This is a genomic window from Blastococcus sp. SYSU D00820 (genome assembly GCF_054050695.1).
The window spans coordinates 1-23746 of sequence record NZ_JBJGZW010000025.1; the positions used below are offsets into that span (position 1 = coordinate 1).

At 74.7% G+C, this 23746-nt stretch carries 21 protein-coding genes and 1 rRNA gene; 14 read left to right on the forward strand and 8 right to left on the reverse strand.

Translation table 11 applies throughout. The annotated features are described in order from the left end of the window. Positions 1–116 (forward strand): 5S ribosomal RNA (rrf, locus tag ACI79R_RS20065). A 203-nt stretch (positions 117–319) separates the two neighbouring features. Here the strand turns inward: rrf and ACI79R_RS20070 are convergent. Genes ACI79R_RS20070 through ACI79R_RS20080 form a run of 3 tightly spaced genes read right to left on the reverse strand, consistent with a single transcriptional unit; the run spans position 320 to position 2282 of the window. Next, positions 320–1012 carry a hypothetical protein gene (locus ACI79R_RS20070; RefSeq protein WP_456575432.1) on the reverse strand — a complete coding sequence of 231 codons (693 nt, stop codon included), beginning with the start codon at positions 1010–1012 and terminating at the stop codon, positions 320–322. Then, entirely contained in the window at positions 1009–1923 is a 915-nt protein-coding gene (locus ACI79R_RS20075; RefSeq protein ID WP_456575433.1) for an ABC transporter ATP-binding protein, read from the reverse strand. The genes ACI79R_RS20070 and ACI79R_RS20075 overlap by 4 nt, the downstream gene beginning before the upstream one ends. After that, on the reverse strand, positions 1920–2282 hold the full coding sequence (locus ACI79R_RS20080) for a GntR family transcriptional regulator (RefSeq protein WP_456575434.1): 363 nt from the start codon (positions 2280–2282) through the stop codon (positions 1920–1922). Before ACI79R_RS20080 ends, ACI79R_RS20075 begins: the two co-directional genes overlap by 4 nt. A gap of 178 nt (positions 2283–2460) precedes the next feature. On the opposite strand from ACI79R_RS20080, the gene ACI79R_RS20085 reads away from it, so the two are divergent. From ACI79R_RS20085 to allB, 7 genes are read left to right on the forward strand one after another with little or no spacing between them, the layout of a single operon-like run. After that, on the forward strand, positions 2461–2763 hold the full coding sequence (locus ACI79R_RS20085; RefSeq protein WP_456575435.1) for an urease subunit gamma: 303 nt from the start codon (positions 2461–2463) through the stop codon (positions 2761–2763). Between the two features lie 11 nt (positions 2764–2774). Further along, the gene (gene ureB, locus ACI79R_RS20090; protein ID WP_456575436.1) at positions 2775–3062 is read left to right on the forward strand and encodes an urease subunit beta; all 288 of its coding nucleotides are present in this window, start codon (positions 2775–2777) and stop codon (positions 3060–3062) included. Further along, positions 3062–4783, forward strand: coding sequence for an urease subunit alpha (locus tag ACI79R_RS20095; RefSeq protein ID WP_456575437.1), 1722 nt, complete (start codon positions 3062–3064; stop codon positions 4781–4783). The genes ureB and ACI79R_RS20095 overlap by 1 nt, the downstream gene beginning before the upstream one ends. After that, on the forward strand, positions 4783–5454 hold the full coding sequence (locus tag ACI79R_RS20100) for an urease accessory protein UreF (RefSeq protein ID WP_456575438.1): 672 nt from the start codon (positions 4783–4785) through the stop codon (positions 5452–5454). Before ACI79R_RS20095 ends, ACI79R_RS20100 begins: the two co-directional genes overlap by 1 nt. Before the next feature lie 17 nt (positions 5455–5471). Beyond that, positions 5472–6164, forward strand: a complete 693-nt coding sequence (gene ureG, locus ACI79R_RS20105; RefSeq protein WP_456575439.1) for an urease accessory protein UreG — start codon at positions 5472–5474, stop codon at positions 6162–6164. After that, on the forward strand, positions 6161–6868 hold the full coding sequence (locus ACI79R_RS20110; protein WP_456575440.1) for an urease accessory protein UreD: 708 nt from the start codon (positions 6161–6163) through the stop codon (positions 6866–6868). Before ureG ends, ACI79R_RS20110 begins: the two co-directional genes overlap by 4 nt. Further along, positions 6865–8181 (forward strand): allantoinase AllB, encoded by a 1317-nt coding sequence (allB, locus tag ACI79R_RS20115; protein ID WP_456575441.1) that lies wholly within the window; start codon positions 6865–6867, stop codon positions 8179–8181. The genes ACI79R_RS20110 and allB overlap by 4 nt, the downstream gene beginning before the upstream one ends. A 1-nt stretch (position 8182) precedes the next feature. Here allB and ACI79R_RS20120 read toward each other — a convergent pair whose 3' ends face one another. After that, positions 8183–8347: a hypothetical protein gene (locus ACI79R_RS20120; protein WP_456575442.1), complete on the reverse strand. Its 165-nt coding sequence runs from the start codon at positions 8345–8347 to the stop codon at positions 8183–8185. 78 nt (positions 8348–8425) lie between these two features. Here ACI79R_RS20120 and alc point away from each other — a divergent pair, with 78 nt between their 5' ends. Continuing rightward, positions 8426–9418, forward strand: coding sequence for an allantoicase (gene alc / locus ACI79R_RS20125; protein WP_456575443.1), 993 nt, complete (start codon positions 8426–8428; stop codon positions 9416–9418). Between the two features lie 111 nt (positions 9419–9529). Beyond that, positions 9530–11125: a methyl-accepting chemotaxis protein gene (locus tag ACI79R_RS20130; RefSeq protein WP_456575444.1), complete on the forward strand. Its 1596-nt coding sequence runs from the start codon at positions 9530–9532 to the stop codon at positions 11123–11125. Positions 11126–11170: 45 nt separating this feature from the next. On the opposite strand, the gene pucD is transcribed toward ACI79R_RS20130, so the two are convergent. The 3 genes from pucD to ACI79R_RS20145 are packed head-to-tail and all read right to left on the reverse strand — an operon-like array spanning position 11171 to position 14911. Continuing rightward, positions 11171–13543 (reverse strand): xanthine dehydrogenase subunit D, encoded by a 2373-nt coding sequence (gene pucD, locus ACI79R_RS20135; protein WP_456575445.1) that lies wholly within the window; start codon positions 13541–13543, stop codon positions 11171–11173. After that, entirely contained in the window at positions 13540–14040 is a 501-nt protein-coding gene (locus ACI79R_RS20140) for a (2Fe-2S)-binding protein (protein WP_456575446.1), read from the reverse strand. Before ACI79R_RS20140 ends, pucD begins: the two co-directional genes overlap by 4 nt. 1 nt (position 14041) lies before the next feature. Further along, a complete protein-coding gene (locus ACI79R_RS20145) occupies positions 14042–14911 on the reverse strand; it encodes an FAD binding domain-containing protein (RefSeq protein ID WP_456575447.1) in 870 nt (289 codons plus the stop codon). Between the two features lie 121 nt (positions 14912–15032). Between ACI79R_RS20145 and ACI79R_RS20150 the strand changes: the two genes are divergently transcribed. Further along, positions 15033–16406 (forward strand): 8-oxoguanine deaminase, encoded by a 1374-nt coding sequence (locus tag ACI79R_RS20150; RefSeq protein WP_456575448.1) that lies wholly within the window; start codon positions 15033–15035, stop codon positions 16404–16406. 87 nt (positions 16407–16493) lie between these two features. Here the strand turns inward: ACI79R_RS20150 and egtE are convergent, their stop codons facing one another. Further along, positions 16494–17618 carry an ergothioneine biosynthesis PLP-dependent enzyme EgtE gene (egtE, locus tag ACI79R_RS20155; RefSeq protein WP_456575449.1) on the reverse strand — a complete coding sequence of 375 codons (1125 nt, stop codon included), beginning with the start codon at positions 17616–17618 and terminating at the stop codon, positions 16494–16496. Positions 17619–17820: 202 nt separating this feature from the next. Between egtE and ACI79R_RS20160 the strand changes: the two genes are divergently transcribed. The 3 genes from ACI79R_RS20160 (at position 17821) to ACI79R_RS20170 (ending at position 23702) form a co-directional block, all read left to right on the forward strand. Beyond that, positions 17821–19287, forward strand: coding sequence for a hypothetical protein (locus ACI79R_RS20160; protein WP_456575450.1), 1467 nt, complete (start codon positions 17821–17823; stop codon positions 19285–19287). A gap of 718 nt (positions 19288–20005) precedes the next feature. Then, a complete protein-coding gene (locus ACI79R_RS20165) occupies positions 20006–22165 on the forward strand; it encodes an IPT/TIG domain-containing protein (RefSeq protein WP_456575451.1) in 2160 nt (719 codons plus the stop codon). Further along, on the forward strand, positions 22152–23702 hold the full coding sequence (locus ACI79R_RS20170) for a right-handed parallel beta-helix repeat-containing protein (RefSeq protein ID WP_456575452.1): 1551 nt from the start codon (positions 22152–22154) through the stop codon (positions 23700–23702). The genes ACI79R_RS20165 and ACI79R_RS20170 overlap by 14 nt, the downstream gene beginning before the upstream one ends. Positions 23703–23746: the final 44 nt, after the last annotated feature.

A 23746-nucleotide genomic window follows, 5' to 3' on the forward strand; every position in this document is an offset into this window, starting at 1 on the left:
ACGGCGGCCATGGCGAGAGGGAAACGCCCGGTCTCATTCCGAACCCGGAAGCTAAGCCTCTCAGCGCCGATGGTACTGCCCTGGAGACGGGGTGGGAGAGTAGGACGCCGCCGGACAACCATTCCCCCAACGGGCCCCAGCCACCAGGCTGGGGCCCGTTCGGCATTCCCCACCCAAGAACCGACAACGCGACACCGGCACCCCCACACCCGCCATTCGCGCGCGAAAGGCGCAACGTCGGTGCCGGCGGGCTCACGCATACACCGCGGCCCCGATCCGTCACTGTGACGGATCGGGGCCGCGTGCATGTCCGGGTGGGTCAGGGGACGACGCGCCGGACCCCCGGGTAGGCGGCCAGTGCCGCGGCGACGGCGATGGCGAGGGGAACGCCCACGGTGAGGGTGGTCGTGGACTGTGCGGCGAACCAGTCGACGACACTTCCCCAGGCCTCGAGCCAGGTGATGAGGACCGCGAGCCCGCCGAAGAGGACGAGGGTGCCGATGATCAGGCCCCAGGTGCCGGTCTGCCCCCACCGCTGGTGGACCACGCCCATGCCGATCCCGATGCACATGGCCGCCAGCATCGGCGCGCCCGAGTAGAGCACCTGGAGCACCGGGTTGCCGGCTTCGAAGACGCCGGGTGCCCAGTACTGCAGGTCGGCGCCCCAGCCGCCGGTGGCGTCCTCGAGAGCGACGAGGGCCGACAGGACGATGCCGTAGCCGAGCGACTGGACGACGGCCACGAGCGCCGTCCCCAGGTAGAAGGCCCGGCGGCTGATGCTGACCCCGATCGCGAACGGCAGCAGCTGGGTCACCGACTGGACGTAGACGACCAGGACGGTGATGTAGAGGGCCAGGACGCCGCCGCTGAAGCCGTCGCCGTCGCCGGCCGGGGTCAGGTGGAAGACCGCCAGGTTGATCGCGAAGCTGATGCCGACCACCAGCCAGGGGACCCCGAGGATCACCAGCGGGTTGACGGTGTGCAGTCGTGCGGCCTGCAGGACGCGGGTCATCGCGAGACCTCCTCGAGGTCGGTCGTGGCGGCGGGGTCGGCCGCGGCGGTTCGCAGGCTCATCGCGACGACGAGCTGCTGGAGGTTGGTGGGCTCCCACGACAGGCCGGCCGCGGCGGCGTCGTCCCCGTTCCCGCCGTTCCTCAGGCGGACGACGGCCCGGCTGTGCCCGCCGAGCGTCTCGGTGTGCAGGAGGTCGTGCCGGGCGGCGAACGCGGCCACCTTGTCGGTCGTCCCCGTGACCGTGAGCGCCGTCCCGCGCAGGGACTCGGCGTCGGCGTCGAGGAGCACCTTGCCGCGGTCGACCAGCAGCACCCGCTCGAGCAGGGGGGCGATCTCCTCGATCAGGTGGGTGGACAGCATGATCGTCCGGGGGTGCTCGGCGTAGTCGGCGAGCAGCCGGTCGTAGAACAGCTGCCGCGCCACGGCGTCCAGCCCCAGGTAGGGCTCGTCGAAGAGGGTGAGCGGTGCGCGGGAGGCCAGCCCGATGATGATGCCGACCGCGGAGTTCATGCCGCGCGACAGCTTCTTCACGGGGCGCTTGGCCGGCAGGTCGAAGTCGCGCAGCAGGGCGGCGGCGAGGTCGGCGTCCCAGTCGGCGAAGACGGTGGCGGCGAAGTCCAGCGCGTCGCGCACCCGGAAGTGCTCCGGATAGCGCTGGCCCTCCTTGATGAAGCAGATCCGGCGGAGGACGTCGTCGTTCTCGTACGGGCGGGCGCCGAACACGTCGACCCGGCCGGCGGTGGGCACCCGGTGCCCGGTGAGCAGCTGCATCAGCGTCGTCTTGCCGGCGCCGTTGCGGCCGAGGAGGCCGGTGATGGCGCCCTCCTCGATCGAGGTGCTGACGCCGTCGAGCGCGGTGTGCTCGCGGTAGCGCATCGTCACGTCGCGCACGGTGGCCACGGCGGTCATCGCTCGTCCTCCCAGCGGTCGATCATGGTGGTGAGCTCGTGCACGGAGATGCCGAGCTTGGTGGCCTCGGCCATGAGCGGCCGGACGTACTGGTCGGCGAACTCGCTGCGCCGCCGCTTGAGCAGCTGCTCGCGAGCGCCCGTGGCGACGAACATCCCGACTCCTCGTCTCTTGTAGAGGACCCCGTCGGCCACCAGCTGGTTGAGGCCCTTCGCGGCGGTGGCGGGGTTGATGCGGTGGAAGGCGCTGAGCTCGTTGGACGACGGCGCCTGGCTCTCCTCCGGCAGGGAGCCGTCGACGATCGCGTTCTCGATCTGGGCTGCGACCTGCCGGAAGATCGGGCCCGCGTCCTCGTTCACCCGGTCCCCCGAGGTGGGGCCGGCTCCCCGAGGTGCAGGGGTTCATTACTCATGTAATGAACCATAGAGGCGACGGGGAGGCCGGCGCAAGAGACCGGCGGCACGGTGGCGCGCAACAGAGCCGTCACACGGAGCGGTCAGCATGGGGCGTCCGCCGCACCAGGGAGGTCCTCGCGCTGTGCACCTGTCGCCCCACGAGCAGGAACGGCTGCTGCTGTCCTACGCCGCCGAGCTCGCCCGCCGTCGCCGCGCCCGTGGCCTGCGGCTCAACCTCCCGGAGGCGACCGCGGTGATCACCGACCACGTCCTCGAGGGCGCCCGTGACGGGGTGCTCGTCGCCGAGCTGATGCAGTCCGGCCGCACGGTCCTGACGCGGGACGACGTCATGGACGGCGTCCCCGAGCTGCTGGAGGAGGTGCAGGTGGAGGCGACGTTCCCGGACGGGACCAAGCTCGTGACCGTCCACCACCCCATCCCGTGATCCCGGGAGAGGTGATCCCCGCCGAGGGGTCGATCGAGACGCTCCCCGACGCCCCCCGGATCGAGTTGGAGGTGGCCAACACCGGCGACCGGCCGGTCCAGGTCGGCTCGCACTTCCACTTCGCCCAGACCAACCGGGCACTGACCTTCGACCGCGCGGCCGCGCACGGCCACCGGCTCGACATCGCCGCCGGCACCGCGGTCCGCTTCGAGCCGGGCATCACGCGCACGGTCGTCCTCGTGCCGATCGCCGGCGCGCGGGTGGTCCCGGGCCTCACCGCAGAAGGAGGGCTCGGCTGATGGTGCAGCTGTCCCGCGAGCGCTACGCGCAGCTCTACGGCCCCACGGTCGGCGACCGGATCCGGCTGGCCGACACCGACCTGCTCATCGAGGTCGAGGAGGACCGCTGCGGCGGTCCCGGCCGGGCCGGGGAGGAGGCGGTCTTCGGCGGCGGCAAGGTCATCCGCGAGTCGATGGGCCAGGGCCGGGCCACCCGCGCCGAGGGAGCCCCCGACCTGGTCATCACCGGCGTCGTCGTCCTCGACCACTGGGGCGTCGTCAAGGCCGACGTCGGCGTCCGGGACGGCCGCATCGTGGCCCTCGGCAAGGCCGGCAACCCCGACACGATGGACGGCGTCCACCCCGACCTGGTGATCGGCCCCGGCACCGAGGTGCTGGCCGGCAACGGCCGGATCCTCACCGCCGGCGGCATCGACTGCCACGTGCACTTCATCTGCCCGCAGATCGTGCCGACGGCGCTCGGCTCCGGCGTGACCACGCTGATCGGTGGCGGCACCGGCCCGGCCGAGGGCTCCAAGGCCACCACGATCACCCCCGGCGACTGGTACCTGGCCCGGATGCTCGAGGCGATGGACCCCTGGCCGGTCAACGTCGCGCTGCTCGGCAAGGGCAACACGGTCTCGCAGGAATCGATGGAGGAGCAGCTGCGCGCCGGGGCCAGCGGCTTCAAGCTGCACGAGGACTGGGGCTCCACGCCCGCGGCGATCGACGCCTGCCTCACCGTCGCCGGGCGGCACGGCGTCCCCGTGGCGCTGCACTCCGACACCCTCAACGAGGCCGGCTTCGTCGAGGACACCCTCGCCGCGATCGCCGGGCGCAGCATCCACGCGTACCACACGGAGGGGGCCGGCGGCGGTCACGCGCCGGACATCATCACCGTCGCCGGGCACCCGAACGTGCTGCCCAGCAGCACCAACCCCACCCGCCCGCACACGGTGAACACCCTCGACGAGCACCTCGACATGCTCATGGTCTGCCACCACCTGGACTCCTCCGTGCCGGAGGACCTCGCCTTCGCCGAGAGCCGGATCCGGCCGACGACGATCGCCGCCGAGGACCTGCTCCACGACCTCGGCGCCATCTCCATGATCGGCTCCGACGCCCAGGCGATGGGCCGCGTCGGGGAGGTCGTGCTGCGCACGTGGCAGACCGCCCACGTCATGAAGCGCAAGCGCGGGTCGCTGGCCGGCGACGGCGCGGCGGACAACCTGCGGGCCCGCCGGTACGTCGCCAAGTACACGATCTGCCCGGCCGTCGCGCACGGCATCGACGGCGAGGTCGGATCGGTCGAGCCCGGCAAGCTGGCCGACCTGGTGCTGTGGGAGCCGGGGCTGTTCGGCGTCCGGCCGCACGCCGTCCTCAAGGGCGGGGTGATCGCCTGGGCGCAGATGGGCGACGCCAACGCCTCCATCCCGACGCCGCAGCCGCAGCTGCCCCGGCCGATGTTCGGCGCCTACGGGAAGGTGCCGGCGCAGACCTCGATGCACTTCGTCGCCCCGGCGGCGATCGACGCGGGCCTGGCCGGCCGGCTGGCCGTCGACCGGCGGCTGGTGGCGGTCACCGACACCAGCCGGCTGTCCAAGGCCGACATGCCGGAGAACACCGCGCTGCCGGACATCCGCGTCGACCCGGACACCTTCACGGTGACCGTGGACGGCGAGGTGTGGGAGCCCGAGCCGGTGCGCGAGCTGCCGATGGCGCAGCGCTACTTCCTCTTCTGATGACCTCGGCCCTCCTCACGCTGGCCGACTCCCGGCTCCCGGCCGGGGGCCACACCCACTCCGGTGGGGTGGAGCAGGCGATCGCGGCCGGCCACGTGCACGACCCCGGCTCGCTGGCCGCGTTCCTGCTGCGGCGGCTGCACACGGCCGGGGTGGTGGCCGCCGGGCTGGCGTCGGCAGCCTGCAGGGCGGTCGACGGGCAGGGGGACGGGGCTCTGCTCGCGTCGGTCCTGTCCTCCCTCGACGCCGAGGCCGACGCGCGGACGCCGTCCCCGGCGCTGCGCGCGGCCTCCCGGCAGCAGGGCCGGGGCCTGGTGCGGGTCGGCCGCCGGGCCTGGCCGTCCGCCGTGTGGGACGCGCTGCCGGCCACGCCGCACCACCCGATCGCGCTGGGCGTCGCCGCCGCGGCGGGCGGGCTGACGTCCCGCGACGCCGCTGCCGCCGCGGCCTACCTGAGCACCAGCGGCCCGGCGACCGCGGCGCAGCGCCTGCTGGCCATGGACCCGATCACCGTCGCCGCCGTCACCGCGCGCCTGGCGCCGGAGGTCGACGCCGTCGCCGCGGCCGGCCATGCGCGCGCGACAGGCGACCTGCCCGCCGACACCGACCCGCTCCTCGACCTGCTGGCCGAGGTGCACGCCGCCCGTTCCGACCGCTACTTCGCGTCCTGAGCACCCTGGGAGTTCCCGTGCCGCCTGACCACAACCTCACCGACTACGTCGACCCGCCGGTGGCGCACCGGCACTCCGCGGGCGGCCGGCAGGGCCCGCTGCGGGTGGGCCTGGGCGGCCCGGTCGGCTCCGGCAAGACCGCGCTGGCCGCGGCGCTGTGCCGCACGCTGGGCCGCGAGTACGACCTGGCCGTCGTCACCAACGACATCTACACGACCGAGGACGCCGACTTCCTGCGCCGCAACGCCGTCCTGCCCGACGACCGGATCGAGGCGGTGCAGACCGGCTGCTGCCCGCACACCGCGATCCGCGACGACATCACCGCCAACCTCGACGCCGTCGAGCTGCTCGAGGAGCGCCACCCCGGCCTGGAGCTGGTGCTCGTCGAGTCCGGCGGCGACAACCTGACGGCGAGCTTCAGCTACGGCCTGGTCGACGTGCAGATCTTCGTGATCGACGTCGCCGGGGGCGACAAGGTGCCCCGCAAGGGCGGCCCCGGCGTCACCGCCAGCGACCTGCTCGTGGTGAACAAGACCGACCTCGCCCCGCTGGTGGGGGCCGACCTCGACGTCATGCGGCGGGACTCGGCGGTCGTGCGCGGCGAGAAGCCGACGCTGCTGATCTCGCTCCGCGAGGACCCGACCGCGGCGCCCGTGGCGGAGTGGGTGCGGGAGCAGGTGCGGGCGCGCGTGCAGACACTGCCTTCGTGAGGACGGTCGTCGAGGTGGTCGCCCGGCGCGGTCCCGGCGGCCGGACGGTGCTGCCGGTGGTCCGCGCGTCGGGTCAGCTGGCGGTCCGGCGGACCGGGCCCGCGTCGGTGCACCTGGTGGCCACGGCATTCGGGCCGCTGGGCGGCGACGACGCCGAGGTGCGGCTCGTCGTCGAGGAGGGCGCCACGCTCGCGGTGCGCTCGGTGGCGGCCGCGGTGGCGCTGCCGGCGCGGGACGGCCACCGCCCCTCGGTGCAGCGGGTGACCGCCGAGGTGACCGGCGCCCTCGACCTGCGCATGGAGCCCACGGTGGTGGCCGCCCGAGCCCACCACCGGGCGGAGCTGACCGCCGAGCTGGGCGGCGACGCCGTCCTCACCGCCACCGAGCAGGTGCTGCTCGGCCGCACCGGTGAGGAGCCGGGCCGCTGGACCGGCACCACCCGCGTGGTCCGCGAGGGGCACCCGCTGGTGCACACGACCATCGGCCTCGGTCCCGGCGCGCCGGCCTGGGCGCCGCCGGTGGCCCCGGTGGCCTACGCCTCGACCGTCTCCCTGGGCGCCGGCCGGCAGGACGTCGCCACCGGGGAGGACGCCGTCCGGCTGCCGCTGCCCGGCGGGTGGGTGGCCACCGCCTGGGGCACCCAGCTGCACCGGGTGGTCCGGGCCCTGGACGCGCTGGCCGGCGCGGGGGAGGAGGTCGCGTGAGCCTGGTCGTCCGCGCCCGCCGGGTGGTGCTGCCCGACGGCGAGCGCGCCGCCGCCGTGCACACCGAGAACGGCGTGGTCACGGCCGTCACCGGCTACGACGACGTGCCCGCCGGGGCGGTGACGCTGGCCGAGGACGAGGTGCTGCTGCCCGGCCTGGTCGACAGCCACGTGCACGTGAACGAGCCCGGGCGCACCGAGTGGGAGGGCTTCGCCACCGCGACCCGGGCCGCGGCCGCCGGGGGCGTCACCACGATCGTCGACATGCCCCTGAACTCGCTGCCCCCGACCACCACCCTCGAGGCGTTGCACGGAAAACGGGCGGTGGCCGAGGGGCAGGTGGCGGTGGACGTCGCCTTCTGGGGCGGCGCCGTGCCCGGCAACGTCGACCAGCTGCGGCCGCTGCACGAGGCCGGCGTCGTCGGCTTCAAGTGCTTCCTGCTCGACTCGGGCGTGCCGGAGTTCCCGCCGCTGGACGACGCCGGCCTCCGCGCTGCCCTGGGGGAGCTGGCCGGCCTCGACGCGCTGCTCATCGCGCACGCCGAGGACGCCGACGAGATCGCGGCGGCGCCGGAGCCGGCGGGTGCCAGCTACGCGGCGTTCCTCGCCTCGCGGCCGCCCACCGCGGAGGAGACGGCGATCGGCCGGCTGGTCGCGGCGACCCGCGACACCGGAGCCCGCAGCCACGTCGTGCACCTGGCCGACGCCGACGCGCTGCCGCTGCTGCGCCGGGCGCGCGCCGAGGGCGTGCGGATCACCGTGGAGACCTGCCCGCACTACCTGACCTTCGCCGCGGAGGAGGTGCCCGACGGCGACACCGCGTACAAGTGCTGCCCGCCGATCCGGGAGACCCGGCACCGCGAGGCGCTGTGGGCGGCGCTGGCCGACGGGGACGTCGATCTGGTGGTGAGCGACCACTCGCCCTGCACGCCCGAGCTCAAGCGGCTGGACGTCGGCGACTTCGGGCTGGCCTGGGGCGGGATCGCCTCGCTGCAGGTGGGCCTGCCGGCGGTGTGGACCGGCGCCCGTGCGCGCGGGATCGGCCTGGCCCAGGTGGTGGGCTGGATGTCGGCCGCGCCGGCGCGGCTGGCCGGGCTGCCCGGCAAGGGCGCGATCGCCGTCGGGAAGGACGCCGACCTGGTCGCGTTCGCGCCGGAGGAGCGCTGGACGGTGGAGCGGCTGCTGCACCGCAACCCGGTCACGCCCTACGCCGGGCGCGAGCTGACCGGGGTGGTGCGGCGGACCTGGCTGCGCGGCGAGGTCGCCGACGGGAGCCCGCGCGGCCGGCTGCTCAGCCGCGGCGGTACCCGGTGAGTCAGCTGCTGCGCTGCTCGCCCTCTTCGCGCGCCGCCTGGTCGAGCACCTGCGGATCGTCCATGACACCACCTGCCGGGTCGGCGTTGCCGAGGGCCGTCTCGGCGGGCAGCTGCTGGCCGTGCTGGCGGGCCCGCTCGCGCAGGTCGTCGGTGGGTTCGGACACGAGGCCTCCTCGGGGAAGTGCACGGACTCCCGCCCCCTACCCTCCCCGCCGCAGGGGAACCCGAGACCGAGGAACGCGATGACCGACCCGTTCGACCTGCCCGACCTCGCCCTCCGGTCCCTCGGCGGCGCGGTGGTCGGCGCCAACGACGAGTTCTTCGCCGGCAAGGAGAACCTGATCACCCCCGGCCCGGCGCGTGCCCGCGACGACTTCGGCGCCCGCGGCAAGGAGTACGACGGCTGGGAGACCCGCCGGCGGCGGGAGCCGGGCTCGGACTGGGCGATCGTGCGGCTCGGCGTCCCGGGCGTGGTGCGCGCGGTCGTCGTCGACACCGCCTTCTTCCTCGGCAACTACCCGCCGCAGGCCTCGCTGGAGGGCGCGGTCGTCGACGGGTACCCGCCGGCCGCCGACCTGCCCCGCGCCGGCTGGTTCCCCCTGGTGCCGCTGTCCCCGCTGGCCGGGGGCGCGGAGAACCGCTTCGTCGTCGACTCCGGCCGCCGGGTCACGCACGTGCGGCTGTCCATCCACCCCGACGGCGGCGTCGCGCGGCTCCGGGTGCACGGCGAGGCCGTGCCCGACCCCCGGCTGCTGGACGCCGGGCCGTGCGACCTCGCCGCGCTGGAGAACGGCGGGCGGATCACCGGGGTCAGCAACGCCTTCTACGGCAGCCCTCACCAGCTCATCGGCCCCGGCCTGGCCCGGCACATGGGCGAGGGCTGGGAGAACGCCCGCCGCCGCGACGGCGGCAACGACTGGGTCGACGTCGCGCTGGCCTGCGAGGGCGTGGTCACCCTGGCCGAGCTGGACACCTCGTGGTTCCTCGGCAACGCGCCGGGGGCGGCCGCGCTCACCGGCACGACCGCCGACGGCGGCACCGTGGAGCTGCTGCCGCGCACGCCGCTGCAGCCCGACACGCGGCACCGGTTCGTGCTGCCCGGCGACGCAGGCGTCACCGCGGTGCGCATGGACGTCTTCCCCGACGGCGGCATGGCCCGGCTGCGGCTGTGGGGCCGGCCCACCGGCGCCGGGCGGGCGGCGCTGGAGCGCCGCTGGACGGAGACCGGCGGCTGACCCGGAGAACTGTGCCGGAGGTCATGGCGCCCCGCGCGGTCTCCGGTTGAAAGCGGACGGAAACGTGCCGAAAGCCTCCCGGTCGATCGTCTGCAACACGGGAGTGCGCCGGTGTCCCTCGTCCCCTCCGTCCTGCGCCGGAGCATCCGCGCCCGGCTCCTCGCCGCCTTCCTCGGCGTCGCCGCCGTCATGGTGACGCTCGGCGCGGTGAACGTCGCCCAGATGAGCTCCATCCACCAGCGCGTCGAGGCCCTCTCGACCCGGGACGTTCGCCCGCTGGCCGACCTGCAGGAGCTGACCGACGACTTCCAGGCCTACTCCGTGCACGGCCTCGTCGCCGCCCTCGGAGCGGTCCAGGGCCAGCCGGACATCTACCAGCTGCAGAACGGCCTGCAGATCGAGTCGCGGAAGGCCACCGACGCCGACATCGAGCAGCTGCTCGCGCACACACCACCGGAGCTGGCCGGGCGCGCCGAGGCGCTGGCCAGGGGCTGGGACGACATGGTGGCCAAGGACGCCGCGTACCGGGCCGCCACGGCGGCCGGCGCGCCGGACGCCCAGCAGCTCGGCGACACCGCCACGGCTGCCTACCTGCAGTTCCAGGCCGACGTGGCGGCCATGAAGGACGCGCTGGTCGCCGACGAGGCGGCCAGCCGGGCCCGGATCGCCGACGACTTCGCCGGGGCCCGCACGCTGACGCTGGTCCTGCTCGCCGTCGGCGTGGCGCTCGCCGTGGCCCTCGGCATCGTGCTCGCCGGCAGCATCCGCCGCCGGATCGCCCCCGTGCGCTCGGCCGCCGACGCCCTGGCCCGCGGCGACCTGTCCCCGGTGGCGACCCCGGACAGCGAGGACGAGCTGGCCCGGCTGACCGCCGCGCTGGCCGAGGGCGTGGGCCGGATCCGCGGGATGGTCGCCAGCGTCGTCACCTCCGCCGGCGAGATGACCGGGCTGGTCGACGACCTGACCCTGGCGACCGCCGGCGTGGTCGAGGCCTCGGACGCCGGTGCGGCGCACGCCCAGTCGGTGTCGGGCACCGCCGCCGCGGTCTCGGGCAACGTCGCGCAGGTCGCCACCGGCGCCCAGGAGATGACGGCGTCGATCCGGGAGATCTCCCGGTCGGCCCAGGAAGCGGCGTCGGTCGCCTCCGACGCGGTGCAGATCGTCGCCAGCACCAACGACACCCTCACCCAGCTGGGCACCTCGTCGGCGGAGATCGGCAACGTCATCAAGGTCATCACCGGCATCGCCGAGCAGACCAACCTGCTGGCCCTCAACGCCACGATCGAGGCCGCCCGGGCCGGTGAGGCCGGCAAGGGCTTCGCCGTCGTCGCCAACGAGGTCAAGGAGCTGGCGCAGGAGACGGCGAAGGCGACCGAGGACGTCTCGCAGCGGATCGCGGCCATCCAGGGCGACTCCGGCCAGGCGATGCGCGCGATCGGCCGGATCGGCGAGACCGTCGGCCAGATCAGCGCGCTCCAGACGACGATCGCGGCGGCCGTCGAGCAGCAGACCGCCGCCACCGCCGAGATCGACCGCAACATCGGCGTCGCCGCGCAGGGCAGCCAGGACATCGCCCGGGGTGCCGGGGCCGTGGCCGACTCGTCCGAGCTGAGCGCGGCCCGCATCGCGGAGTCGCGCCGGCTGGCCGAGCAGCTCGCCGGCCGCGCCGCCGACCTGCAGGGCCGGGTCGCGCAGTTCACCCTCTGAGCGGGGTCGCCGGCGCCGCACCCGGGGTGCGGCGCCGGCGCCCGCTCACGTCCCCGTCAGGTGCTCCGGCCGCACCGGCACCCGGGTCAGCGGCAGCCCGGTGGCCGCCCGGATCGCGGCCAGCACCGCCGGGCCGGAGGAGATGTTCGGCGCCTCGCCGACCCCCCGCAGCCCGTAGGGGGCGTGCGGATCGGCGTACTCCAGGATCTCCACCCGCATCGGCGGCATGTCCAGCACGGTGGGGATCAGGTAGTCGGTGAACGACGGGTTCTGCACCCGCCCGTCGCGCACGAGGATCTCCTCCATCACCGCCAGGCCCAGCCCCTGGGCGGTGCCGCCGTGGATCTGGCCGACGACCGCCTGGGGGTTGATGGCCTTGCCGACGTCCTGCGTGCAGGCCATCTCCACGACCTTCACCAGGCCCAGCTCGGTGTCGACGTCGACCACGGCCCGGTGCGCGGAGAAGGCGTACTGCACGTGCGCGAACCCCTGCCCGGTCTCGGGGTGGATCGCCTCGGTGGGGCGGTGCCGCCACTCCAGCGTCTCCTCGAGCACCTCGTCGCCGAGGACGTCGGCCAGGGGCAGCTTGATCCCCTCGTCGTCGGAGACCACCGCGCCGTCGAAGAGCCGCAGGTCGGGCACCGCCCGGCCGATCAGCCGCTCGGCGCGGGCGAGCACCTGCGCCCGGACCGCCTCGCACGCCGCCTTCACCGCGCCGCCGGTCACGTAGGTCTGGCGGGAGGCCGAGGTGGACCCCGCCGAGCCGACGGTGGTGTCCTTCGGGTGGATGGTGACCTGGTCGACCCCCAGCTCGGTGCGGGCGATCTGCTGCTCGACGGTGACCAGCCCCTGGCCCACCTCCGCGGCCGCGGTGTGCACCGTCGCGACCGCCTCGCCGCCGACCACCTCCAGCCGCACGCGGGCGGTGGAGTGGTCGTCGAAGCCCTCGGAGAAGGCGACGTTCTTGTAGGCGACCGCGTAGCCGACGCCGCGGCGCACGCCCTCGCCGTGGGTGGTGTTGGAGACCCCGCCGGGCATGTCCCGCAGGTCGACGTCGCCGCCCGTCGGCACCTCCGGCGGCAGCGGCATCGCCTCGAGCCGGCGCAGCAGCTCGGCGACCGGCGCCGGGCTGTCGACCACCTGGCCGGTGGGCGTCTCCGAGCCCTGCTCCATGGCGTTGCGGCAGCGCAGCTCGACCGGGTCCATGCCGAGCTCGGCGGCGAGCGCGTCCATCTGCGACTCGGTGGCGAAGGTGGTCTGCACCGACCCGAACCCGCGCATGGCACCGCACGGCGGGTTGTTCGTGTAGGCGCCGTAGCAGTCGATGTGCACGTTCGGGATGACGTAGGGCCCGGCGCCCATCGTGCCGCCGTTGCCCACGACCGCCGGCGTGCTGGAGGCGTACGCGCCGCCGTCGAAGTAGATGGCCGCCTTCACGTAGACCAGGTCGCCGTCCCGGGTGGCGCCGTGCTCGTAGCGCATCGTCGCGGGGTGCCGGTGCACGTGGCCGAAGAAGGACTCCTCGCGGTTGTAGGACATCTTCACCGGCTTGCCGGTGCGCAGCGCCAGGAGGCAGGCGTGCACGTGCATGGAGATGTCCTCGCGGCCGCCGAAGGCCCCGCCGACGCCGGCCAGGGTCAGCCGCACCCGCTCCGGCGGCAGGCCCAGCGCCGAGCAGATCTGCTTCTGGTCGACGTGCAGCCACTGGGTGGCGACGTAGAGGTCGACGCCGCCGTCGTCCCCGGGGACGGCGAGCCCGGACTCCGGGCCGAGGAAGGCCTGGTCCTGCATGCCGACCTCGTACTCGCCGACCACGACGACGTCGGCGGTGGCGTCGGGGTCGCCCTTGCGGACCTTGAGGTGGCGCACGAGGTTGCCCTGCGGGTGCAGGTGGGCGCTCTCGCGGCTGAGCTCGGTGACCTCGGCCGGCTCCTCGTGCACCTGGTTCCAGGTGGGATGACCGAGCGCCACGCGCGCGTCGGTGACCGGCTCCCAGACCTCGTAGTCGACGACGATCCGTGCCGCGGCCCGGCGCGCGGTGTCGGGGTGGTCGGCGGCGACCAGCGCCACCGGCTCGCCCTGGTAGCGCACGACGTCCAACGCCAGCACCGGCTGGTCGGCCAGCTCCAGGCCGTAGACCTTCTCGCCGGGCACGTCGTCGGAGGTGAGGACGGCGGAGACACCCGGCACCGCCAGCGCCGGGCCGATGTCGATCGAGCGGATGCGGGCGTAGGGGTGCGGGCTGCGCAGCGTGACGCCCCAGAGCATGTCCTCCATCCAGAGGTCGCTGCTGTAGGCGAACTCGCCGCGCACCTTCAGCACGCCGTCGGGCCGCTGGGCGTCGTCGCCGATGCGGCCGGCGCCGGCGCCGGTCAGGTGCGCCGGTGCTCCGCTGGGGGTGCGGGCCGGGGCGCTCATCGCGCGTCCTCCGGCTGCCGGTCGGCCATCCGGTCGGCGGCCAGGCGGACGGCGTCGAGGATCTTCTCGTAGCCGGTGCAGCGGCACAGGTTGCCCGCCAGCGCCTCGCGGATCTCGGCGTCGGCGGGCTTGCGGTCCTCGGCCAGCGAGCGCCGGACCAGGTCGTCGGTGGCCACCAGCAGACCCGGCGTGCAGAAGCCGCACTGGACGGCGCCGGCCTCGAGGAACGCCTGCTGGACCGGGTGCAGCGTGCCGGGTCCGGCCAGGCCCTCGACGGTGCCGATCTCGCGGCCCTCGGCCTGCCCGGCCGCGACCAGGCAGGCGCAGACGGGCAGCCCGTCGAGGTAGACGGTGCAGGAGCCGCACTCGCCCTGCTCGCAGGCGTTCTTGGAGCCGGGCAGGCCCATCCGCTCGCGGAGCACGTAGAGCAGGCTCTCGCCCTCCCAGACGTCGTCCACCTGCTGCTGCGTGCCGTTGACGGTGCAGGTCAGTCGCATGTCAGGCCTCCTTCGGGGAGCGGTAGTCGGACCAGGCCCAGGTGAGCGCGCGGCGGGCCATCACCGAGAGCGCGTGCACGCGGTAGGCGGCGGTGCCGCGGACGTCGTCGATCGGCGCGGCGGCCCCGGCGACCAGCTCGCCGAAGCGGACGGCGGTCGCCGGGGGCAGCTCGCCGCGGCTCTCCCACAGCCCGTCCAGCTCGGCGGCGAGGAACTGCTCGGCGTCCGTTGCGCGGCGGGGGGTGGGCGCGGCCGAGCCGATGCCGGTGCCGACGGCGCGGCGGGCCGGGTGCAGCGCCAGGCCGAACGCCGCGACCGCGATGACCATCGCGTTGCGGGTGCCGATCTTGCTGTACTGCTGCGGCCCGCTGGGCGGGACGATCCGGACGGCGGCGATCAGCTCGTCGTCGGCCAGCGCGCAGCGCTTGACGCCGGTGTAGAACTCGCCGATCGGGATCCGGCGGGTGCCGCGGGTGGAGACCGCCTCGACCTCGGCGCCGGCGGCCAGGAGCGCGGGGTGGGTGTCGCCGGCCGGGGAGGCGGTGGCCAGGTTGCCGCCCACGGTGCCGCGGTTGCGGATCTGCGGCGAGCCGATGGTGCGGGCGGCCATCGCCAGGCCGGGCAGCCGGTCGCCGAGCTCGCCGATGACCCGCGTGTAGCTCACCCCCGCCCCGAGCCGGACGGTCCCGTCCTCGGTGTCCCACTCCTGCAGCTCGGGGACGCGGGTGAGGTCCAGCAGCAGCGAGGGCCGCAACCGGCCGAAGTTGATCCCCACCATCACGTCGGTGCCCCCGGCTATCGGGACGGCGTCGCGGTGGGCGGCCTTGGCCTCCACCGCCTCCGCCCACGTCGCGGGCTGCAGGAATCGCATGCGTCGCTCCTCGCTCGGGTGGTGCTGGGGGCGGCCACGGTAACTCCGCTGCGTTACGGGAGGAGGTCCCATCGGAGCGACACGACAACTGCTCGTTACAGAGTGTGGGCAGGATGGGACCGTGCCGGATCCCGTGGACCTGCTCGTGCACGACGCCGAGCTCATCGCCACCGTCGACGACGCCCGCCGCGAGATCGCCGGGGGGTGGGTGGCGGTCACCGGCGGCGTGGTGAGCGGCGTCGGCGGGCCGGGGGATCCGCGGCCGGACGCCGTCCGCACGGTCGACGCGCGCGGCTGCCTCGTGACGCCGGGGCTGGTGAACACCCACCACCACCTGTACCAGAACCTGACCCGCGCCTACGCCCCCGCGCTGACCGGCGGGCTGTTCGACTGGCTGGTCACCCTCTATCCGCTGTGGGCGCGGCTGGACGAGGAGGCGGCCTACACCAGCGCCTTCGTCGGCCTCGCCGAGCTGGCGCTGTCGGGCTGCACCACCTCGACCGACCACCTGTACGTGCATCCGCGCGGCGGCGGCGACCTGATCACCGCGGAGGTGGCCGCGGCCCGCGACCTCGGCGTCCGGTTCTCCCCGACCCGCGGGTCGATGTCGCTGTCGGTCAAGGACGGCGGGCTGCCGCCGGACTCCGTCGTCCAGGACGACGACGAGATCCTCGCCGACTCCGAGCGGCTGGTCGCCGCCCACCACGACCCCTCGCCGACGGCGATGACCCGGATCGCGCTCGCCCCGTGCTCGCCGTTCAGCGTCTCCACGTCGCTGATGACCCGCACCGCCGAGCTCGCCGAGCGGCTCGACGTCCGGCTGCACACCCACCTGTGCGAGACGCAGGACGAGGACGCGTTCTGCCTGGAGACCTTCGGCCGGCGCCCGGTCGACTACCTCACCGACGTCGGCTGGCTGTCGGACCGGGTGTGGCTGGCGCACGTGGTGTGGCCCTCGGCGGCGGAGGTCGAGCGGCTCGGGGCCGCGCGGGTCGGGGCGGCGCACTGCCCGTCGTCCAACATGATCCTGGGCAGCGGGCTGGCCCCGGTGCAGGAGCTGCGCGCCGCCGGGGCGCCGGTGGGGCTGGGCGTCGACGGCTCGTCGTCGGCCGACTCCGCCTCGCTGTGGCTGGAGGCCCGCACGGCGATGCTGCAGGGCAAGCTGCGGCACGGGGCGGCGGCGATGAGCGCCCGCGACGCGCTGGAGATCGCCACCCGGGGCGGCGCCGCGGTGCTGGGCCGCGCCGGCGAGATCGGGGAGCTGTCGGTGGGCGCCTGCGGTGACCTGGTGGTCTGGCCGCTGTCGGGGGTGGCGTTCGCCGGCGCGCTGTCGGACCTGGTCGAGGCGTGGCTGCGGTGCGGGCCGGTCGCCGCGCGGCACACGGTCGTCGGCGGCCGGTTCGTCGTGGACGACGGCGTGCCGGTGCACCCGGCGCTGGAGGAGCAGCTCGCCGTCCACCGGCGGGTGTCGGCGCGGATGCAGCGGCCGCTCTGACGCGGGCCCGCTGTCGCCCAGGCATAGGAGGCCATGCGCACGCATCGGGCCCGGGAACGTGCGTGAAGCCTCCTATGCCCAGGTCGCTCAGAGGGCGGCGGCGAGCGCCGCCAGCTCCTCGACCGTCCCGTCCACGTGCGGCGAGACTCGCAGCACCGGCCCGGTCATCTCCTCCGGTGCGCGCTCCGGCCCGATCGCGGTGGTCACGATGCCGTGCTCGGTGAGCAGCCGCGCGCGGGTGGCGACGACGTCGACGCCGTCCGGCGGGCGCAGCGTGGTGATCGCCGACGGCTCGCCGGCCGGCTCGACCACCGACCAGCCCGCCGCGCCGTCCAGCAGCTCGCGGGTCGCCCGGCCCAGCGCCGCCAGCCGCCCGCGCACCCGGTCCGGGCCGGCGGCCAGGTGCTCGCCGGTGGCCAGCACCAGGCCCACCCGGCCGGCCACGTGCGCCTCGCCGGACTCGAAGGCGCGCAGCGGCGGGACGTCGGCCGCCGGGGCCAGCACCGGCGTCAGCTCGGCGGCGATCGGCGGGCGGACGAACAGCAGCCCGACGCCGCGCGGCCCGGCCAGCCACTTGCGCGAGGTGCTGTAGACGACGTCCGCGCCGAGGTCGACGTCGACGTGGCCGAGCGACTGCGCGGCGTCGAGCACCAGCGGCACGCCGGCCTCCCGGCACAGGGCGGCGACCTCGGCGGCGGGCTGCACCAGCCCGCGGTGGCTGCCGATGTGCGTGAGGTGCACGAACCGCGGCGGTGCCTGGCGCAGCAGCCGCGCGAGACCGTCGAGGTCGGCGCGGCCGGCGCCGTCCACCGGGATCGGTTCGAGCGCCAGGCCGGCGGCGCGCAGCTGCGCGGCGTTGGGTCCGTACTCCCCGGGCAGGCAGGCCACCCGGGTGCCGGCCGGCAGCCGCCACCCGCTGAGCAGGGTGAGCAGCGCCGCCTGCGCGGACTCGACGAAGACGACGTCGGCCGCGGCCATGCTCACCAGCCCGCCGAGCACCGAGCGGCCCTGCTGCAGCAGGTCCTGCGCGGCGGCCTCGGCCACGTAGCCCCCCAGCTCGGCCTCGTGCCGCGCGTGGTGGGCGACGGCCTCCAGCACCCGGTGGCTCTGCCGGCTGGACGCCGCCGAGTCCAGGTGGCGCCCGGCGGGGCGGGGTCGGGCGGCCCGCCAGGCGGTCGCGAGGTCGTCGGCGGGCAGCTCGGGGGGCGTCACCGGCACCACGCTAGGCGAGCGCCGCGCGGCGCCGGTCAGGTGTCCACGGGGCCGCGGGCGAGCACTCTTCGGAGGCTGGACCTTTGCTGTGCGCTGTGGCACGCTTGCGGAGCGTGACCGCGCCCATGGCGGCCGGCGGTCGTGACGGACCTGTCCATCCCGTCGGTCCGGCGCGCTCCCTCGTGCCGGATGAGGTCTTCCCATGCTCCCTCGGCTCGTCGGTCGCGTGCTGCGCGCCACCGTCCTCACCGCCATCGCCCTCGCGCTGGCCGTGGTCCTCGCCCCCGTGCCCGCGCATGCGGCCGGGCTGTACGTCAGCGACGCGCCACTGCGTGGCTCCGTCGTCCCCGCAGGCTCCACCGTCCGGCTCTCGGCGCCCGGTGCGGTGTCGGTCTCCTGGGTGCTCGACGGCGTCTACCTCGGCCGGGACGTGGCGGCGCCGTTCGAGCTGCGGCTGACGACGGGTCCGGGCGAGCACAAGCTCAAGGCGCGTAGCGAGACGCGGGACGGGCGGAAGACGACGTACCAGGTCCGGTTCACCACGGTGGTCGCCCCGCGGTCTCCGGGGTCCCCGGGGGCGTCGTCCTCGAACTCCGTCCCCGCCCCGCCGGTGGCCGGCACGGTCCCGGCGACTCCGCCGACGACCGCCGCAGCCCCGTCCGTGGCCGCGCCGTCCTCGGCGCCCCCTGCCCCGGCGACGACCCCTGCCCCTGCGACGGCCCCTGCCCCCGCGACGCCGGCCGCCCCGTCGCCCAGCAGCAGCCCGGCGCCTTCTGCCGGTGCGGTCCGGGTGGCCACCGCCGACCAGTTGGCCGCCGCTCTGGCCGCGGCCCGGCCCGGTCAGGTGATCCAGCTGGCCGACGGGACCTACCGCGGGCGCTTCGTCGTCGAGCGGTCCGGCACGGCGGCTGCGCCGATCGTGCTGCGCGGCGGGCCCGGTGCCGTCCTCGACGGCGGGGACGCCGCCACGGGCTACACGCTCCACCTGGACGGCGCCGATCACTGGCGCGTCGAGGGGCTCACCGTCCGCGGCGGGCAGAAGGGAGTCGTCCTGGACGAGGCCGACTCGGTCGTCCTCTCCGGGCTCGACGTGGGGCACACCGGCATGGAGGCCGTGCACTTCCGGACCTCGTCCAGCGACAACCGCCTGGAGGCGTCGGCCGTGCACGACACCGGGCTGGTGGAACCCGGCTTCGGGGAGGGCGTCTACATCGGCAGCGCGACGTCGAACTGGGGCCGCTACGGGGAGGCCGGCGGTCCCGACCGCTCCGACCGCAACGTGGTGACGGGCAACCGGATCTACGCCGTCACGGCCGAGAACGTCGACGTGAAGGAAGGGACGACGGGCGGCGTCATTTCGGGGAACACCTTCGACGGTGCCGGGATGACCGGCGACCACTACGCCGACAGCTGGATCGATCTCAAGGGCAACGACTACCTGGTGGCCGGCAACGTCGGGGTGCACACCCTCCTCGACGGGTTCCAGACCCACGTGCAGCTCGACGGCTGGGGCGAGGGCAACGTCTTCAGCGGCAACCGCCTCGACGTGGCCCGCGGCGGCGTGGGGATCAACGTCCACCGCGGGGATGCCTCGACGGGCAATCGCATCGACTGCGACAACGTCGTGACGGGCCCATCCGTTGTGCTGGCCAACGTTCCCTGCGGCTGACGATTCACGCCGCCGTCATCGCGACGACGCACCGCGGACACGAGCCGTCAACTTGTAACCACGCTGAGTAATTGCCTCTGGTCATCGACGTGCGGGACACGTCGGAGGGGCGCTCCATGGCTGGCGCCGTCCGTGGCCGGCTGTTTCCGTCTGTCGTGACCGACGCGATGCCAGGAACCGGCCGACGAAGCCCGGCGACGGCCCCGGAGATGCCGCTCGGTCTCGCTGCCGAGGGGCGTGCATGCACGTGCAGAACGAGTCCAGCAAGGGTGCCCGAGGACGGTCGCTGAGCGGTAGGTGTGCGCTGGCGGCGGTGGCTGCGGTGCTCGCTGTCGGGCCACTGGGCGTGGCGCCGGCGTCGGCGGCCCCCGGTGACGAGGTACCGGCTCCGGTCCCTGTGGAGCCCGCAGCGGAGCCGCAGCCGGAGCCGGAGCCTGTGCCTCAGCCCGAGCCGACACCCGAGCCCGAGCCGCAACCCACGCCTGAGCCCACGCCCGAGCCCACGCCCGAGCCGACGCCCGAGCCCACGCCCGAGCCGACGCCCGAGCCGACACCGGAGCCGACACCCGAGCCGACACCGGAGCCGACGCCCGAGCCGACGCCCGAGCCGACGCCCGAGCCGACGCCGGAGCCGGTCCAACCGGCCGAGCCGCCCCCGGCGCCCGCCGTCCCGGCGGAGCCGCCGGCGGTACCGCCCCTTCCGGTCGAGCCGCTGTCGGTGGGCGAGACGCCGCCGCCGGCTCCCGCGGCCGTGGCCACGGTGCTGCCCGGTGTGATCACCGGGCTGACCGCGACGGCGGTGGCCTCGAGCCTCGGCCTGCCGGGCTCCGCGGGGACCGCTGCCGGCACCGGGGAACGGCCCGACGTCCCCCCGCCCACGGTGACCGGGCTGGACCCCCTCGCCGGCACGACGGACGGCGGCACCCGGGTCACCGTCACCGGTACCCGGCTCGCCGGGGCGATCGAGGTCCTGTTCGGCGGCGTGCCCGGGACCGACCTCGTGCAGGTGTCCGACACCGAGGTCCAGGTGACGGCTCCGCCGCGGCCGGACGAGGGCAACGCCAACGTCCGGGTCGTCACGACGACCGGCCGCGGCCCGGGGAACTCCCCGGTCGACTACCGGTACGTCCACACGCCGGTGCTCGCGGCCGTCAGCCCGACCACGGGGTCGGACGCCGGCGGCACGCTGGTCGCGCTCGTCGGGACGGACCTGGACGGCACCACGCGAGTGACCTTCGGCGACCTCGAGGCGACCGTCGTGACGGTGAGCCCCGACCGCGTGCGGGTCATCGCGCCCGCCTCACCTGCGACGGGGCCGGCCGACGTCCGGGTGACCACCCCGGGCGGGACGACCGCGGTCGTCCCGGGGGCAGCGTTCGCCTTCGCCGCCACCCCGAGGGTCACCTCCCTCAGCCCGGCATCCGGCGCCGCCGAGGGCGGGACCGAGATCGCCCTGTCGGGCGAGAACCTGTCGGGTGCCACCCGGGTCACCTTCGGAGGCGTCGAGGCCACCGATCTCACGGTCGTCTCGGACGAGGAGCTCCGGGTCGTCACGCCCGAGCGGACCACGTTGGGCGAGGTGCCGGTCGTCGTCACGACCGACGAGGGGAGCAGCGCCGGAGCCGCCGACCCCGTGGCCTTCGACTACGTGGCGGTGGCCACGCCCGTCGAGCGGGCGGTCCACAGCTACTGGCCGCTGGGAGTGATCGGCGTCCTCTCCTGGACGGTGTGGTTCGTGCGCCGCTGGCTGTCCCGGCACCACTACCGGCCCGTGGTCAACGACTTCCGGACGACGACGTCCGTCGTCATCCCGGTCTACCGGGAGGACCCGGAGGTGCTCGAGCGCTGCCTGCGCACCTGGCTGCGCGAGGACCCCACCGAGGTGATCCTCGTGGTGGACGACCGGGACGACGAGCTGCTGCGCCGGCTGCACGCCGAGCCCGACGGCCGGGTCAAGGTCGTGGAGTGGCACCACACCGGCAAGCGCGGCGCGCTCGGTGCGGGCGTCCGGCACGCGACCGGTGAGGTGGTCGTCTTCGCCGACTCCGACACCGAGTGGCGTCCCGGTCTGCTGGCGTCGATGCAGATGCCGTTCGTCGACCCCGCCGTCGGCGGTGTGGGGAGTCGCCAGCACGTCTACCTGCCGCACACGAACCTGTGGCGCCGGGTGGCCTACTGGATGCTCAACACGCGGTACCTGGACTACGTCCCGGCGATGTCGCGGAAGGGCGGGGTCGCCTGCCTCTCCGGCCGGACGGCGGCCTATCGCCGGGCAGCGATCCTCCCGCTCATCCCCGCGCTGGAGCGGGAGATGTTCCTCGGCCGGCAGTGCGTCGCCGGTGACGACGGCCGGCTGACCTGGCTGGTGCTGGCCGCCGGGTACAAGACCGTGCACCAGGACACCGCCCAGGCCGACTCGATGTTCCCGGCCGACCTCAGGGCGTTCGCGAAGCAGCGGATCCGGTGGAGCCGGAACTCCTACCGGTGCTACCTGACCGCACTGTCCCAGGGCTGGCTGTGGCGCCAGCCGGTGATCACGCAGGTCACCGTGCTGCAGATCCTGCTCACCCCGGTGTCGATGGGGGCGACGATCTGGTACGGCAGTTCCTGGATCGCCCAGGGCGGCTGGATCGCGGTGGCGATCGTCCTCGGGTGGGCCGTGATCGGACGCGCGTTGCGCGCGATGTCGCATCTCATGGAGAACCCGCGGGAGATCGTGCTCGCTCCGGTGGTGGCGCTGACGATCGCCGTCATCGCCCTGCCGATCAAGTTCTGGGCGGCGCTGACCATGAACAAGCAGGGCTGGCTCACCCGTCAGGAGGGCCAGCGGGTCCAGGGGCAGGCCGAGATCGGGCTGGTGCAGCATGCCCAGGGCTGAGCTCACCGGACGGCGGCTGGCCGTCGCGCTGCTGCTGGTCGCCGTGCTCCCCGCGCTGCTGGTGCTGCTCGCGCTGGGCTACCAGCGTCCCGAGCTGCCGCCGGGACCGCCGGCCTACAACCCCCTGCCCCTGGTCAAGGACCCGGTGCTGAACGCCATGCAGGCGCGGGAACTGCAGCGCAGCCGCCGGATCGCGGCGGAGGCGCCGACGCTCACGGCGCCGGTGCTGGTGCCGGCGACGTTCCCGGAGACGGTCCCCACCCTGCTGCTGGCCCCCCGGCCGGAGCCCTACGGCCTCCCCGAGCTGGCCGCAGCCGTTCCCGAGGCGTTCGGGACGGCCGAGGGGGCGCTGCTGCTGCGGGCGAGCATCGAGATCCCCACGGGCAGCACGCTGACGGTCGACGGCGCGGCGACACCGGACCTGCGACTGCTGAGCGCGCCGTCGGGCTTCGCCGTCCTCATCGCCCGCGGCGGGACCCTCGACGTCCGCGGGACCGCCACGGCCCCCGTGCGCATCTCGTCCTGGGACCCGGAGGCGGCCGCCGTCGACGGCGAACCGGCGGACGGCCGGTCGTTCCTCCTGACGCTCGGCGGCCGGATGGACGTCGCGCACGCCGACCTCGGGCACCTGGGCTTCGGCACCGGCTCCAGTTCGGGGGTCGCCTGGCGCGGGGCCGACCACGACCCGGGGGTGACGCCGGCGAAGGCGGTCGGGGAGGTCACCGACTCGGTGTTCCACGACAACTGGTTCGGTGCCTACACGTTCGAGGCGCAGGGCATGCGGTTCCTGCGCAACACCTTCCGGGACAACGCCGCCTACGGGTTCGACCCGCACGACCTCAGCAACGACTTCCTGGTCGAGGGCAACGTCGCGCACGGCAACGGCCGCCACGGGTTCATCTTCTCCCGGGGCTGCGACCGCAACGTCATGCGCGACAACGTGGCCTACGACAACCGCGGCCACGGATTCATGATCGACGACGGTCGCTCCGAGGACAGCGACTACGCCGAGGCCGCGCGGCTGCCCTCGAACGACAACCAGCTCATCGGCAACCACGCCTACGACAACGACGGCAGCGGCATCGAGATCGAGGGCGGCTCCGGCAACCTCGTCCGGGACAACCTGCTCGAGCGCAACCACGTGGGCATCCGCGTCAAGAACGACGCCTCGCTGCTGGTCGAGGGCAACCGCATCGTCGACAGCCGGTTGGCCGGCGTCGACGTGCTCGCCGGTGCCGGGCAGGTGGAGGTCGCCGGCAACGAGGTCAGCGGTGGATGGGCCAGCGTCTCGCTGGGGGACGCCGCCGCGGCCGAGTTGGCGGGCAACAGCCTGACCGGGGCGTCGACGCCCATGGTCGTCGCCGGTGAGACCCGACGCGACGAGGGGCTGGGTACGACCCTGGGCAAGGTGTTCCGCTGGAACCCGCTGCTGGTGCTGTGGGCGGCCATCCTCGGCATCCCGGCCGTGCTGGGTGTCCGCTCGCTCGCCCGTGCCGCCCTGCGGGCGGCGCGACGGCGCTCCCTGCGGATGCCGTGAGGTGCGGGACCCGGCTCACCGCCGGGATCGCCGGGGTCGCGGCC

Coding starts and splice junctions, on each gene's coding strand:
- ACI79R_RS20070 (WP_456575432.1), bottom strand. CDS start 1,012: ATGACCCGCGTCCTGCAGGCCGCACGACTGCACACCGTCAACCCGCTG.
- alc (WP_456575443.1), top strand. CDS start 8,426: ATGACCGACCCGTTCGACCTGCCCGACCTCGCCCTCCGGTCCCTCGGC.
- ACI79R_RS20145 (WP_456575447.1), bottom strand. CDS start 14,911: ATGCGATTCCTGCAGCCCGCGACGTGGGCGGAGGCGGTGGAGGCCAAG.
- ACI79R_RS20100 (WP_456575438.1), top strand. CDS start 4,783: ATGACCTCGGCCCTCCTCACGCTGGCCGACTCCCGGCTCCCGGCCGGG.
- ACI79R_RS20095 (WP_456575437.1), top strand. CDS start 3,062: ATGGTGCAGCTGTCCCGCGAGCGCTACGCGCAGCTCTACGGCCCCACG.
- ACI79R_RS20170 (WP_456575452.1), top strand. CDS start 22,152: ATGCCCAGGGCTGAGCTCACCGGACGGCGGCTGGCCGTCGCGCTGCTG.
- ACI79R_RS20140 (WP_456575446.1), bottom strand. CDS start 14,040: ATGCGACTGACCTGCACCGTCAACGGCACGCAGCAGCAGGTGGACGAC.
- ACI79R_RS20160 (WP_456575450.1), top strand. CDS start 17,821: ATGCTCCCTCGGCTCGTCGGTCGCGTGCTGCGCGCCACCGTCCTCACC.
- ACI79R_RS20075 (WP_456575433.1), bottom strand. CDS start 1,923: ATGACCGCCGTGGCCACCGTGCGCGACGTGACGATGCGCTACCGCGAG.
- pucD (WP_456575445.1), bottom strand. CDS start 13,543: ATGAGCGCCCCGGCCCGCACCCCCAGCGGAGCACCGGCGCACCTGACC.